Genomic DNA, 12,102 nt, shown 5'->3' on the forward strand with positions numbered 1-12,102 from the left:
CGGAGATCCGAGGCAGGTCCGATTGTTGGACCGGGTCTCAAAACTCTCGGCTAAACCATAGGTTCGACCGGCATCTCGGTCCCTGTGCCCGGCGAGGCGCGGGAGACGGCGAGCAGGTCAGCCGACGAAGGCCCAGAACAGGGCGCCCGCGTAGAGCAGCGAGGTGAGCGACGTCAGGGCGAGGGCGATGACCAGCTCCCGCGGCTGCCGGTAGGTCCAGACGATCACGATCGCGGGGAGGCCGGCGAGAAGGGCGAGCAGCGCGATCCAGGCGATCGGGAACAGCAACGCGAGGAACACGGCGATGCCGAACGGCACGAGCACGAAGAGCGTGAAGAGGACCTGTGTGGCGCGGCGGCCGATGAGGACCGTCAGCGTGCGCTTGCCGACCTCGCGGTCCTGATCGATGTCGCGGAGGTTGTTGGCCAGCAGCACGGCGCAGGCGAACAGTCCGGCGGCGATCGCTCCCAGCCAGGCCTGCTGCGGGAGCATGAAGACCTGCACCCAGGTGGTGCCGAGAGTGGCGACGAGCCCGAAGAACACGAAGACGAAGACCTCGCCGAGGCCGTAGTACCCGTAGGGCCTCTTGCCCCCGGTGTAGAACCAGGCGGCGACGATGCAGGCCGCACCCACGGCGAGCATCCACCACTGCCCGGTCCGCACGACGATCGCGATACCGACCACCGCGGCCAGCGCGAAGAACACGAGTCCGATGACGAGCACCGTGCGCGGCTTCACCCGCCCGGAGGCCGTGAGCCGCGCCGGGCCGACCCGGTGGGCGTCGGTGCCGCGGATCCCGTCGCTGTAGTCGTTGGTGAAGTTCACGCCGATCTGCAGCAGGACCGCGACGGCGAGGCACGCGAGCGCGATCACCCAGTGGAACTCCGGCCCGGTGCTGCGCGCGGCTCCCGTGCCGATGACGACGGGGGCGATCGCCAGAGGCAGCGTGCGCAGACGAGCCGCGCCGATCCAGTCGCCGATCGTCACGGGACCCGCCTCGACGACCGGCCGCTTGGCCGGGTTGCCGCTGGTGCGCGGCGGGGTGCGCCGACCGGACTTCTTCTTGCGCTGGGAGGATGCTGCCACCCACGGAATCCTAGTCGTCGCGGCGAGGCGGCGAACTCAGCGGTGCGGGTTGCTGTCCTTGCCGTCGAGCCAGAGCTCGTCGGTCTTGTCGGCGTGCGCCCCGGTCGTGCCGACGTGCTTGTCGCTGATCTTCGGCCCCTTGAGGATGACGTGGACCATCGCCTGCGCGTGGCCGTGGCCGAGGCCGTACTCCTGCTTGAGCCAGTTCAGGACGACGGTGGACTTCGTGCTCTCGTCGAACCCCTGCTCCTGCGCGAGGGCGATGAACTGCCGCGGCGTGAGGCCGGTCTGGGTCTCGACCTTGTCGAGGTACGCCTGGAAGGACATGGTGGTCTCCGCTCTCAGTCCTCGTCGAGGAACGTCTGGATGATCGTGTCGGACGCGTGGATGCACAGGATCCGGAGGAGCCCGGTCCCCGCGTTGGTGAAACCGTGTGGCGTGAAGGCGGGCGCGGTGGCGGTGTCTCCGGCTCGCGCGACGAGGACGTCGTCGCCGATCCGGATCCGCACCGTGCCCTCGAGCACGATCCAGGTCTCAGAGTAGGGGTGCCAGTGCAGCCCCGGCCCCTCTCCTGGCTGGTTCTCGACGAAGAAGTAGGAGACGGCGGCTCCGTGGTCGGCGCCGACGAATCGGCGGCTGCGCCCTGTGCCGATGCGGATCGTACCGCTCGGGACGAGGAGAGGAACGTGGATCTCGGTCATGACCCCAGTGTCGACAGCAGGCGTCGCACCTCCTAGAGTTTCGACGTGGATCGAAACTCCGCGCCGGTCGAGGGCGTCGACCACCCGGATCACCGGGTCGAGTTCCACCTGAGTCCCGGCGACATCCAGGCGGTGCGGTTCGGTATCTCCCCCGGGCACGAACTGGCGCATGCGGTGCGCGTGCTCCTCCGGCCGGCGGCGCACCCCCTGCAGTGGGGGTGGCTCCGCACCGCGCGGGAGGGGCTGCCTCGCGACGCCTTCGCGCTCCTGGCGACGGTGATCGGCGACGACGGCTACCTCCCGGACTTCCTCACCAGCACGCCGCGCGGCGACCTGACCCCCGAGGCGGAGGTCGCCGCCCTGCGGGAGGCGGCGCTCGACCCGCTGCGCGTCGACCTCGGCAAGCGGATCCAGCGCTCGACGGGTGCACAGCGGCAGGCCCTGCGCGACCTGTCCGCCCGGCCGGCGCGCGCCCGTGCGATGATCGCCGATGCCTGGGAGGAGGTCTGGGAGGCCGCGTTGGCACCGACCTGGCCTCAGCTGGAGCGCCTCCTCCGGGCCGACATCGCCGTTCGTGCCCGGGCGATCGCGACGACCGGCATCGCCGGGATGGCCGGCGCCCTCCATCCCCAGGTCTCGTGGGGCGCGGGTGCGGTGCGGGTCTCGCTCCGCCGGCACAGTGAGGAGGTGGACTGTCGCGGCAGCGGCCTCGTGCTGGTGCCCTCCGTCCTCTCGTCCTGGGGCTGCCTGGTGCTCACCGAGCCGCCGGCACAGCCGACGCTGTTCTATCCCGCCCGTGGTGTGACCGCGGGGTGGGCACGGGACGCCACCGAGACCGTGGCCGCCCTGGGCGCCCTGCTCGGCCCGGCGCGCGCCGGCATCCTCCTCACCGCGGGGACGCCCCGCACGACCTCGGAGGTGGCCGCCGATGCGGGGCTTGCGCTGTCGACCGCATCACACCATCTCACCGTGCTGCGGGACGCCGGGCTCGTGGTGAGCGAGCGGGACGGTTCCCGCATGCAGCACGTGCGCACCCCCTTGGGCGAGGCGCTCGTCGGCGCGCTGCTCTGACGCCGCCCTACTCGGCGGTCGAGACGGGGATGATGGGCCGGTGCTCGTAGTAGGTCTGCAGGACCACGGTCGTGCGGGTGCTCACGTTCGCCGCGAGCCGGACGTCGCGGACGAGCTGCTCCAGGTCGCGCGGCGTCGGCACGCGGACGAACAGCATGTAGCTCGCGTCGCCGGCGATGGAGTGGCAGGCCTCGATCGCGTCGAGGTGCTCCAGGAGCTCGGGGGCGTTGTCGGGCTGGGCCGGATCGAGCGGCGTGATCTCGATGAAGGCGGACAACGGAGTGCCCACCTGCTCGGGGTCGAGGATCGCGCGGTAGCCGGTGATGACGCCGCGGGTCTCGAGCCGCCGCAGCCGGGACTGCACGGCCGACACCGACAGCCCGACGGCGTCGGAGAGCTGCGACAGCGTCGCCCGCCCGTCGCGGGAGATGGTCGCCAGGATCGCACGGTCGACAGAATCATCCATGGCTGTAAGATTATCGTCAGGATTCCGTTATCACCGGAATCTTTCCGTTTTTCACTGCGATCGGAGGTTCCGATGTCCCTCGTTTCCGCCAACAGTTCCGCTGTTCAGGCCGTCGTCGGCGAACCCGAGGTCGTCGAGGATGCGTCGATCGCGGAGAACTCCGCCGCCTGGGCACAGCTCAAGCAGGCCGCGATCGCCATCCGTGAGTTGCAGATCAAGGACGGCTCGATCCCTGGCGCTTCGACGAGCTCAGCGACCCAGGACCAGGCGACCGCGCTCGTCGGGCAGATCACCGCTGCGATCCGGGCACTCGCCCCCGCCTTCCCGCACGACGCGGACTACCTCGCCGCCTCCGTCGCCGACTTCGAGCGCTGGGCCTCCGAGGGCTTCGGCGTGCCCGACTTCCTCGACTCGCTCGTGGCGTTCCAGCCGCAGCAACACCGCATCGACGGGATCCGCCACCTCGTGGTCTTCCCGATGTACACGCAGAACGGCTCCAGCGACCGCCTGGTCGAGGCGCTCATCGTCGAGACCATCTGGCCGGAGTTCATCGCCGCACTCGAGGCGGGCGACTACGGCAACAAGCTCTTCGTCTCGCTGCGCCTCGTGGACTTCACGCCCGGCTACGACACGAATTCCGCGGTGCTCTTCCCGGAGACCGTCGCCATGCGCGAGATCCCGACCTTCACCTGGGGCGCGATCTTCCAGGACCGTGAGGCCGCCCGTTACCGCCGCGTGGTCCGTGCGGCCTCGGAGATCACCAACCTCGACCTCCCCGAGCGTGCGGCGGCGATGCTGGAGGATCAGGAGGTCGCCGAGAAGACCTTCGTGATGTGGGACATCATCCACGACCGCACCCACATGCGCGGAGACCTGCCGTTCGACCCGTTCATGATCAAGCAGCGGATGCCGTTCTTCCTCTACTCGCTGGAGGAGATGCGCTGCGACATGACGGCGTTCCGCGAGTCGGTGAAGATCGAGCGGGCGCTGGACGCCCGGGTTGCCGCGGGCGAGGAGCTCACGGAGACCGAGCGGGAGATGCACGAGTACGCGCACCTCGTGCAGTACGCCGTGATCTTCGACCGCATCTTCCGCTTCGCCATCACCGGCACGCGCGTGCGCAACTACGACGCGGTCGGCGGTCAGCTCCTGTTCGCCTGGCTGCACCAGCGCGGCGTGCTGCACTGGACCGACACGGCGCTCGCCTTCGACTGGGAGAACGTGCCGGACGCCGTGGTGGCCCTCGGGGACGCGATCGACGACCTGTACTGGCACTCGATCGACCGCCCCAAGGTCGCGCACTGGCTCGCCGCCTACGAGCTGGTCCGCGGCACGCTGACTCCGCATCCTGCCTCGCAGTGGGCGCGCGGCCTGTCGGACGAGGTCCTCGCCGGGGCTCCGAAGGGCTACACCGACGCGGTCCTGGACGACGAGTTCCCGCTGTCGATGTTCTTCGAGACCCTCGACAAGAAGATGAAGCCGGTCATCGAGTCGACGGTCGGCATCCGCGGTACGGACGACTGATCCGCACCGCTCCGTTGTGACGCTGGGGCGCACCCCCTCTGCGGCCGGAGACCCGGATCCCGGGTCCGGCCGCAGAGGCATCTCCGACCGAGAGGACACCGCATGACGACGCCGAAGAGCCAGGGAGCCCGGGACCGGGTGGTCGTGCTGGCGGGGGCGACGAGCGCGGCGGGCCTCGCGGCGACGAGGGCGCTGCGCGACGCGGGGGCCCGGGTGCTCGCCACCGGCCGCACGGACGAGCGGCTGCGTCCGCTGGCCGAGGCGGGGGCGGAGACCGAGCTCGCCGATGCGACCTCCCTCGCCGAGATGACGGCGCTCGCCGCGCGGCTCGACGCCGTCGATGCGGTCGTGCCCCTCGTGGGCGGCTGGCGGGGCGGTGGCGGACTCGCCGGACAGACCGACGACGACTTCGCGGCGCTGCTGCCGGCGCTGGAGGCGGTGCGGGCGACGAGCCGCGCCTTCGACGGATCCCTCCGCGCCTCCGCTGCCGGACGATTCGCGATCGTGTCGTCGACCGCCGTTGCACGCCCCCTCGCCGGCGGAGCGAACTATGCAGCGGTCAAGGCGGCGAGCGAAGCGTGGACCCGCGCCGTCGCTCAGGGGTACGCCAAGGCGGCACGCGAGGGGGACGAACCGCTGCGGACCGCTGCCGTCGTGTTCCGCGCCAAGGCCCTCGATCCCGAGGCTCTCGCGGCGCGTCTCGTCGGGCTCTGGGACACCGACGCCGCGGACCTCAACGACCGGGTGCTCGACCTGGGCTGAAACCCGCTCCTCGGACCGCCACCGGGGCTCGGATCGTCACCGGGACTCGGGCGGTATGCCGGGGACGATCGGCGGGGCGTCGCGGAACGTGTCCGGTTCGCCGGTCGCTTCGTGTGCACCGTCGGCGGCTTGTTCGGGAGCCTCGTCGGGAGCTGAATCCGGGGCGGTCGCGTACAGCTCGGTGAGCGTGCGATACGACCGGGTGAAGAAGGCCAGGGTCGCAGCGACCACCATGATCAGACCCGCGAAGAGGCAGATGAGCGCGATGCCGCGCGCCTCACCTTCGCCGAGGAGCCACCCCCACTGCCGCTGCCCCTGCGCACTGTCCATGTACGGGATCACGAGGAACTCGGCGATCGGGGCGATGAGGAACGCGGTGATCGGGGCCGCCGCCGCCTCCATCGCGGCCGCGGTGCCGAACACCCGTCCCTGGCGCGCGAACGGGACGACCTTCTGGATCACGGTCTGCTCCGCGGCCTCGACGGGCGGCACGAGCGCCATGTACACCCACATGCCGAGGACGTACAGCGGCCACCACTCGCGCAGCATGAAGATCGCCCCGAGGAGTCCCATCGCGATCACGATGAGCAACATCGTGCGCACGGGCTTCCTGCCGAGGCCGAACTTGGCCACCAGTCCCCCGCCGATCAGGAATCCGGTCGACGCGAAGGCCAGGGCGAACCCCCACATCTGCGCGTCGAAGAGCGTGAGCCCGTACGGATCCATGAGCGCCATGTAGACGCCGCCGATGAGGTTGTTGAAGGTCGAGAAGACGATGAGCGCGAACAGTCCGGGAGCTTGGCGGATCGCCTGGACGCTGCCGCGGAAGTCGACGGCGCTCTTCGCCTCCGGGTCGACCTCGGGCTCGGACTCCGGGATCCGGATGAACAGCAGGTGCGCGAAGGTGAGGGCCATCGCCGCGATCGCGATCCCCAGGGTCCACCCCATGCCGAGGAAGCCGATGGAGAGGCCGGAAAAGACGCTCGTGACGAGGAAGGCGAGCCCCTGCACCGTGCCGACGAGACCGTTGGCGTTGGCGCGCTTCTCCTCCGGCACCAGCAGCGTCACCGTGGTGGACAGCGCGATGTTGCGGAGCTGCTCGATCACCCCGCCGAACAGGATGACGCCGGAGAACAGCCAGAACCACGGTCCGCCGAGGTCGAGCAGGGAGGCCTCGGGCTGCCAGAGGTAGAGAACGCCCGCGACGAGGAACGCCGCCGCCGAGATGACGCTCGACAGGAGCATGACGCGGTGCTTGCGATGACGGTCGACGATGGTGCCGAACACCATCGCGAAGAACGCGACGAACAGCATGTAGGCACCGCCGATGATGCCCGTGGCCAGCACCGACCGGGTCTCGATGTAGACCCAGAAGGTGAGGGCGAACCACAGGAAGCTCGTCGTGACGTTGGCGATCAACGTGTTGACGAGGACGTTCGCGAAAGCGGTCTTCGCCGCGCTGCGTTCCATGGGTTCGAGGGTAGAGCGGGCTTCGGACATCCGGTAGGGGAAGGCGATTAGGCTTGTCCGGTGAGCATCCCGCACGACCCCGCCATCCGGGGCTTCGCCAGTGACAACTACTCCGGCATCCACCCCGAGGTCCTGGCGGCCCTCGCGGCCGCGAACGGGGGCCATCAGGTGGCCTACGGCGAGGACGCCTACACCGCCCGCCTGCAGGAGGTGTTCCAGGCGCACTTCGGCGACACCGCCGCTGCGTACCCCGTGTTCAACGGCACCGGGGCGAACGTCACCGGTCTGCAGTCGATGCTGCCGCGCTGGGGTGCCGTGATCGCGGCCTCGACCGCGCACATCAACGTCGACGAGGGCGGAGCGCCGGAGAAGATCGGCGGCTTCAAGCTCCTCACCGTCCCCACCGACGACGGCAAGCTCACCCCCGAGCTCATCGACCGCGAGGCCTGGGGCTGGGGCGACGAGCACCGGGCACAGCCGCTCGTGGTCTCGATCACGCAGTCCACCGAGCTCGGCACGCTGTACACCGCGGAGGAGATCCGCACGATCGCGGATCACGTCCACGCGCGCGGCATGAAGCTGCACGTCGACGGCGCGCGCCTGTCGAACGCGGCAGCCGCCCTCGATCTGCCCCTGCGGGCGTTCACGACCGACGCCGGGGTGGACGTGCTGACCTTCGGCGGTACGAAGAACGGCGCCATGCTCGGCGAGGCCATCGTCGTGCTGAACCCGGACGCCGCCGTGGGCCTCAACTACGCCCGCAAGTTCAACATGCAGCTCTCGTCGAAGATGCGCTTCGTCTCGGCGCAGCTCATCGCCCTGCTCGACGGCGACCTGTGGCTGCGGAACGCCCGGCACGCCAATGCCATGGCGGCCCGGCTTCGCGCGCGGATCGAGGACGGCCTCGCCGACGGATCGATCGTCGGGGTGGAGTTCACGCAGCCGACGCAGGCGAACGGCGTGTTCGCGACCCTGCCCGAGGGCGTCGCCGATCAGCTCCGCGACGTGTTCCGCTTCTACGACTGGGACGCCGCCCGCCGCGAGGTGCGCTGGATGTGCGGCTTCGACACCGAGGAGTCCGACGTCGACGCCTTCGTCGACGCCCTCGCCCGCCTCACCCGCCCCTGACCCCGCCCCGCCCCCTGATCCCGCCCCGCCCCCTGATCGCCGAGACCCCGGGTTCGCGTCGAGACCCCGGGGTATCCGTGGGTCGACGCCGGGGTATGGGCGGGAAGCCGGGGTCTCGGCGGAGGGACGGCTACCGCTTCGACTTGCGGTAACCGGCCTTGACGGCGGCGCTCTCCGTGGAGAAGCACACCTCGGGCTTTGTCTTCGCGTAGTACGCCCCGCTCCGCACGTGGTAGATCATCGACTGCGCGTTGCCCTTGATGGGAGCCCAGGCGGGGCAGTTCCACGTGGAGACCGGCGTGGTGCGGGCGGGATACGTCACGGCGGCGGTCTGCGCGGAGGTGCGCGCGGCCGTGACGTAGCCGCTCTTCGTCCCGGTGACCTTGACCGTGATCCTCGACTTCACCATGGCCGCCGTGACGACCAGCGTGGAGCCGGTCGCCCGCGCGATCGCGCGACCGTTCAGGTACCACTGGTAGCTCAGCCGCGTGCCGCCGGTCCACGTCGACGCGACCGCCGTGAGACGGGAGCCCACGATCGCGGAGCCGGTGATCCGGGGCGTCGGCGCGGAGAGGATCCCCTTGACGGCGGCCGTCGGCTTCGAGCGCTTCGATGCTGCGGCGTACCCCGACTTGGTCCCGGAGACGACGACTGTCACCGGCTTCAGCGCCGCGGAGGACGGGATCTTGAAGGAGGTCCCGGTCGCTCGGGCGACGGCCACGCCGTCGACGTACCACTGGAAGGTCAACCGCGTCCCCGCCGTCCACGTCCCGGTCTTGACCTTGAGCGTCTGTCCGACCGTGGCGGTGCCGGTGATCGCGGGGGTCGGCGCGGTCAGCACGCGCAGCACGGCCGACGTCGCCGCCGACGCGACGGTCGCCGACGCGAAGGCCGCCTTCTTCCCGGTCACGCGCACGGTGATGCGGGCTCCGGCGTGCGCGGTGGTGAGGGTGAGCGACGACGCGGTGGCCTTCGAGATCGCGACGCCGTTCGCGTACCACTGGTATCCGAGCGCGGCGCCCGACGTCCACGCCCCCGGCGCCGCACGGAGCGTCTGCCCGACCGTCGCCGTCCCGTTGATCGTGGGAACGGAGGTCTCCATGCGGTGCAGCGGCTCGAGCGCGGCGACGACTCCGGACTGCGTGGCCCCGGCGGCGAGCGTGATGGTCCGCGCCTTCTCGAAACGAGGAGCATCGTCCCACCACTCCGAGACCGCTCCCGCAGCTCCCGAGACGAAAGCCACGCGGTACGCGCCCGCGGGCAGTCCGCCGACGGCGAAGGTGCCGGCGTCGGTCACGGGGACGGCGGCACCCACCACGGTCCCCGCCCCCGAGACCGGGTAGACGGCGACGACGACGCGCTGCCCGGTGATGTCGGTCCCCTTCGGCGCGGTCACGCTTCCGGAGATCAGGGCCGAGCGCTCGAGCTGCACGTCGCGGACGACACCCTCGGGCCCGACCGCCAGGACCTCGCCGCTCTGCGGACCGCCCTGGTCGAAGACGGCGCGCCCCTCGGACACCACACCGAGGACGACGTCGCCCTGCGGCACGCGCAGGGAGTACGAGCCGTCGGTGACGGCAGCGGCCGCGACGGGGACGCCGGTGCCGGGAGCGTAGGCCGCGACGAAGGTGCGGCCTCGGGACACGTCGACGCCGGTCGGGAACGTGACGCGACCGGAGACGGTGGCGGTGCTCTCGGGGTCGGCTTGTCCGGGAGACGCGGCGACGTCCGCGGCCGCGGCGACCGCGGTGGGGAGCGCTTCCGCGACGCCGGGGAAGGCCGGGTCGAGCGCGGTCGTGGCCGCGGTCGCGGGTGTCGCGACGAAGATCAGACCGGAGGCGAGGAGGGCGGCGGCGACCGTGATGGCCAGCGCACGGGGACGGCGGAGCGGAGCGGCGAACGCCATGGGCATCCTTCGGGACGGACGCGGTCATCGACCGCGCGGATCAGGGCGTTCTGAGCAGATCACCTTCGTCATGAATACCGGTTCCCCCGCTCCGAAGACAAGCTTTCATCTTCCGCCGAGGCCCCGGGTTCTCGCCGAGACCCCGCCCTGAGCGCGTGGCGACACAGGGGTCTCGACGCGAACCCGGGGTCTCGGGGAGAAGAACGAGCGTCAGCGGAGGAGGCCGAGGCTGGCGAGCGCGTGGCGGATGAGGGTGCCGCGGCCGCCCTCCATCTCGGCGGCGACGGCGTCGGAGGCGGCGGCCTCCGGGGAGAACCACGTCACCTCGAGGGCGTCCTGGCGCGGCTCGCACGTCCCGGTCACGGGCACCACGAAGGCGAGGGAGACGGCGTGCTGACGGTCGTCGTGATACGCGCTCACCCCCGGGATCGGGAAGTACTCGGCCACCGTGAACGGCAGCGGCTGCGGCGGCAGGAGCGGGAAGGCCATCGGACCGAGGTCGTTCTCGACGTGGCGGAACAACGCGTCGCGGATCGTCTCGCCGAAGCGCACCCGGCCCGACACGATCGTGCGTGTGATCTCGCCGAGCGGGGTGGACCGCAGCAGCACGCCGATCTCGGTGACCTGACCGGAGCCGTCCGTGCGCACGGGGATCGCCTCGACGTAGAGCATCGGAAGGTGGCGCCGGGCCTCTTCCAGCTCGACGTCGCTCAGCCAGCCGGGGTTCGCATCCGGCACCGGCGGGTTCGCATCGCGGAACGAACCGAGGCCCTCGTCTTCGGGCTCCGGCTCCGGATCGGGTGTGCGCACCGCCATGCCTCCTTTCTACCAGCCGTCCTCGTCGATGGCAGCACCGGCGCGAGCCCTGGCAGGATGACGGTGTGACCGAGAACCTGACGATCGACGATGCGGCGACGCGCTGGTCGCACACCGACCGCGCCGGGCTCCCGCTGCTCGTGCTGCTGCACGGGTACGGCGCCGACGAGCACGACCTCTTCGGCATCGTCCCGTATCTCCCCGCCGGCGTCGCCGTGGCCTCGGTCGCCGCACCACTGACCCCGCCGTGGCCGACCCCCGGTCGCTCCTGGTACCCGATCGAGGGGCTCGACGGACGCAGCTCCGCCGCCGTCACCCTCGCGGCGGGGGCGTTCCTGCGCTGGCTCGACGACGCCGCGGCGGACGCGCCGTCGGTGGCGCTGCTCGGGTTCTCCCAGGGCGCCGCGGTGTCACTCCAGGCCCTGCGGCTGGCCCCCGAACGGTTCGGCGCGGTCGTCGCGCTGAGCGGCTACGCCGCCCCGGACGCCCTCCCCGGCGATGCGTGCCTCGCGGAGGTCAGCCCCCCGGTGTTCTGGGGCCGCGGTTCCCACGACGACGTCATCCCCGCGCCGCTGATCGCCCACACGGCGCAATGGCTCCCCACGCACACGTCCCTGTCCGGTCGCGTCTACAGCGGACTGACCCACAGCATCTCCGAGGAGGAGCTCGGCGACGTGCACCGGTTCCTCACGACCTGGGTCGAGGGGATCGGCGCGGATCAGGCGGACGGGTCCCGGCCGTCCTGAGCGCCGTCAGCGGAGTCCGGGTCTTCGACATCGCCCTCCGCCGCGTCTCCCCTGCCGCCCGCGGAACCGCGGAACGCCACGGACAGGGCGACGCCGATCGCGAGACCGATCCCGATGCCGAGGATCCAGTTGCCCAGCGCCATCCCCATCGAGACACCGATGGCCATGCCCACCGCGAGACCGATGCCGAGGCCCGTCCGTGCGCGCATTTCGTCGGGACTGGGGTTCCGATCATCTGCCATGCCTCCACGGTACGAGCCGTCGCGCGGCCCCGCATCCCCCGCGCGACGGAGCGGCGACACGCCCGGGAGTTGCGCGGCGCGACACGCCCGGGTATCGTCGTGGCGTCCTGTCCGCCGTGTCTGGAAGTCCTTTGATCTGAATCGTCGCCTCCGCGCCCCTCTTCTCGCGCGCTGACCCGACGAT

13 protein-coding genes are annotated in these 12,102 nt (G+C 70.9%); 5 read left to right on the forward strand and 8 right to left on the reverse strand.

Features of this window, described 5'->3' with window-relative positions:
* Positions 1–117: 117 nt before the first annotated feature.
* Genes AB0300_RS02460 through AB0300_RS02470 form a run of 3 tightly spaced genes read right to left on the reverse strand, consistent with a single transcriptional unit; the run spans position 118 to position 1,787 of the window.
* A complete protein-coding gene (locus tag AB0300_RS02460; protein ID WP_366215376.1) occupies positions 118–1,086 on the reverse strand; it encodes a 1,4-dihydroxy-2-naphthoate polyprenyltransferase in 969 nt (322 codons plus the stop codon).
* A 36-nt stretch (positions 1,087–1,122) separates the two neighbouring features.
* A complete protein-coding gene (locus AB0300_RS02465) occupies positions 1,123–1,413 on the reverse strand; it encodes a DUF4287 domain-containing protein (RefSeq protein WP_062765313.1) in 291 nt (96 codons plus the stop codon).
* Between the two features lie 14 nt (positions 1,414–1,427).
* Positions 1,428–1,787, reverse strand: coding sequence for a cupin domain-containing protein (locus tag AB0300_RS02470; protein ID WP_366215377.1), 360 nt, complete (start codon positions 1,785–1,787; stop codon positions 1,428–1,430).
* A gap of 45 nt (positions 1,788–1,832) precedes the next feature.
* Here AB0300_RS02470 and AB0300_RS02475 point away from each other — a divergent pair, with 45 nt between their 5' ends.
* Complete coding sequence (locus AB0300_RS02475) at positions 1,833–2,858, forward strand: DUF5937 family protein (RefSeq protein ID WP_315106915.1); 1,026 nt, start codon at positions 1,833–1,835, stop codon at positions 2,856–2,858.
* Between the two features lie 7 nt (positions 2,859–2,865).
* On the opposite strand, the gene AB0300_RS02480 is transcribed toward AB0300_RS02475, so the two are convergent.
* Positions 2,866–3,324: an Lrp/AsnC family transcriptional regulator gene (locus AB0300_RS02480; protein WP_126893279.1), complete on the reverse strand. Its 459-nt coding sequence runs from the start codon at positions 3,322–3,324 to the stop codon at positions 2,866–2,868.
* 72 nt (positions 3,325–3,396) lie between these two features.
* Here AB0300_RS02480 and AB0300_RS02485 point away from each other — a divergent pair, with 72 nt between their 5' ends.
* Positions 3,397–4,848, forward strand: a complete 1,452-nt coding sequence (locus AB0300_RS02485) for a DUF6421 family protein (protein WP_366215378.1) — start codon at positions 3,397–3,399, stop codon at positions 4,846–4,848.
* Between the two features lie 102 nt (positions 4,849–4,950).
* Positions 4,951–5,610, forward strand: a complete 660-nt coding sequence (locus AB0300_RS02490) for an SDR family oxidoreductase (RefSeq protein ID WP_249521597.1) — start codon at positions 4,951–4,953, stop codon at positions 5,608–5,610.
* A 36-nt stretch (positions 5,611–5,646) separates the two neighbouring features.
* On the opposite strand, the gene AB0300_RS02495 is transcribed toward AB0300_RS02490, so the two are convergent.
* Positions 5,647–7,080 carry an MFS transporter gene (locus tag AB0300_RS02495; RefSeq protein WP_338566679.1) on the reverse strand — a complete coding sequence of 478 codons (1,434 nt, stop codon included), beginning with the start codon at positions 7,078–7,080 and terminating at the stop codon, positions 5,647–5,649.
* A 60-nt stretch (positions 7,081–7,140) separates the two neighbouring features.
* On the opposite strand from AB0300_RS02495, the gene AB0300_RS02500 reads away from it, so the two are divergent.
* Positions 7,141–8,208, forward strand: coding sequence for a low specificity L-threonine aldolase (locus tag AB0300_RS02500; RefSeq protein ID WP_025102460.1), 1,068 nt, complete (start codon positions 7,141–7,143; stop codon positions 8,206–8,208).
* Positions 8,209–8,338: 130 nt separating this feature from the next.
* On the opposite strand, the gene AB0300_RS02505 is transcribed toward AB0300_RS02500, so the two are convergent.
* A complete protein-coding gene (locus AB0300_RS02505; RefSeq protein WP_366215379.1) occupies positions 8,339–10,114 on the reverse strand; it encodes a hypothetical protein in 1,776 nt (591 codons plus the stop codon).
* A 210-nt stretch (positions 10,115–10,324) separates the two neighbouring features.
* Positions 10,325–10,930, reverse strand: a complete 606-nt coding sequence (locus AB0300_RS02510) for a DUF4916 domain-containing protein (RefSeq protein ID WP_025102462.1) — start codon at positions 10,928–10,930, stop codon at positions 10,325–10,327.
* Between the two features lie 65 nt (positions 10,931–10,995).
* On the opposite strand from AB0300_RS02510, the gene AB0300_RS02515 reads away from it, so the two are divergent.
* Positions 10,996–11,676 carry an alpha/beta fold hydrolase gene (locus AB0300_RS02515; protein ID WP_366215380.1) on the forward strand — a complete coding sequence of 227 codons (681 nt, stop codon included), beginning with the start codon at positions 10,996–10,998 and terminating at the stop codon, positions 11,674–11,676.
* Here AB0300_RS02515 and AB0300_RS02520 read toward each other — a convergent pair.
* Positions 11,649–11,918 carry a hypothetical protein gene (locus tag AB0300_RS02520; protein ID WP_126893276.1) on the reverse strand — a complete coding sequence of 90 codons (270 nt, stop codon included), beginning with the start codon at positions 11,916–11,918 and terminating at the stop codon, positions 11,649–11,651. The two genes, AB0300_RS02515 and AB0300_RS02520, sit on opposite strands and share 28 nt — an antisense overlap.
* Between the last annotated feature and the right edge of the window lie 184 nt (positions 11,919–12,102).

Origin of the sequence: Microbacterium sp. NPDC078814 (assembly GCF_040702645.1) — a bacterium.
In the GTDB taxonomy this organism is placed as follows: domain Bacteria; phylum Actinomycetota; class Actinomycetes; order Actinomycetales; family Microbacteriaceae; genus Microbacterium.

Excerpts from the sequence above, each read along its gene's own strand:
- AB0300_RS02465 (WP_062765313.1), bottom strand. The coding sequence starts at position 1,413 with ATGTCCTTCCAGGCGTACCTCGACAAGGTCGAGACCCAGACCGGCCTC.
- AB0300_RS02470 (WP_366215377.1), bottom strand. The coding sequence starts at position 1,787 with ATGACCGAGATCCACGTTCCTCTCCTCGTCCCGAGCGGTACGATCCGC.
- AB0300_RS02480 (WP_126893279.1), bottom strand. The coding sequence starts at position 3,324 with ATGGATGATTCTGTCGACCGTGCGATCCTGGCGACCATCTCCCGCGAC.
- AB0300_RS02485 (WP_366215378.1), top strand. The coding sequence starts at position 3,397 with ATGTCCCTCGTTTCCGCCAACAGTTCCGCTGTTCAGGCCGTCGTCGGC.
- AB0300_RS02490 (WP_249521597.1), top strand. The coding sequence starts at position 4,951 with ATGACGACGCCGAAGAGCCAGGGAGCCCGGGACCGGGTGGTCGTGCTG.
- AB0300_RS02495 (WP_338566679.1), bottom strand. The coding sequence starts at position 7,080 with ATGGAACGCAGCGCGGCGAAGACCGCTTTCGCGAACGTCCTCGTCAAC.
- AB0300_RS02505 (WP_366215379.1), bottom strand. The coding sequence starts at position 10,114 with ATGGCGTTCGCCGCTCCGCTCCGCCGTCCCCGTGCGCTGGCCATCACG.
- AB0300_RS02510 (WP_025102462.1), bottom strand. The coding sequence starts at position 10,930 with ATGGCGGTGCGCACACCCGATCCGGAGCCGGAGCCCGAAGACGAGGGC.
- AB0300_RS02520 (WP_126893276.1), bottom strand. The coding sequence starts at position 11,918 with ATGGCAGATGATCGGAACCCCAGTCCCGACGAAATGCGCGCACGGACG.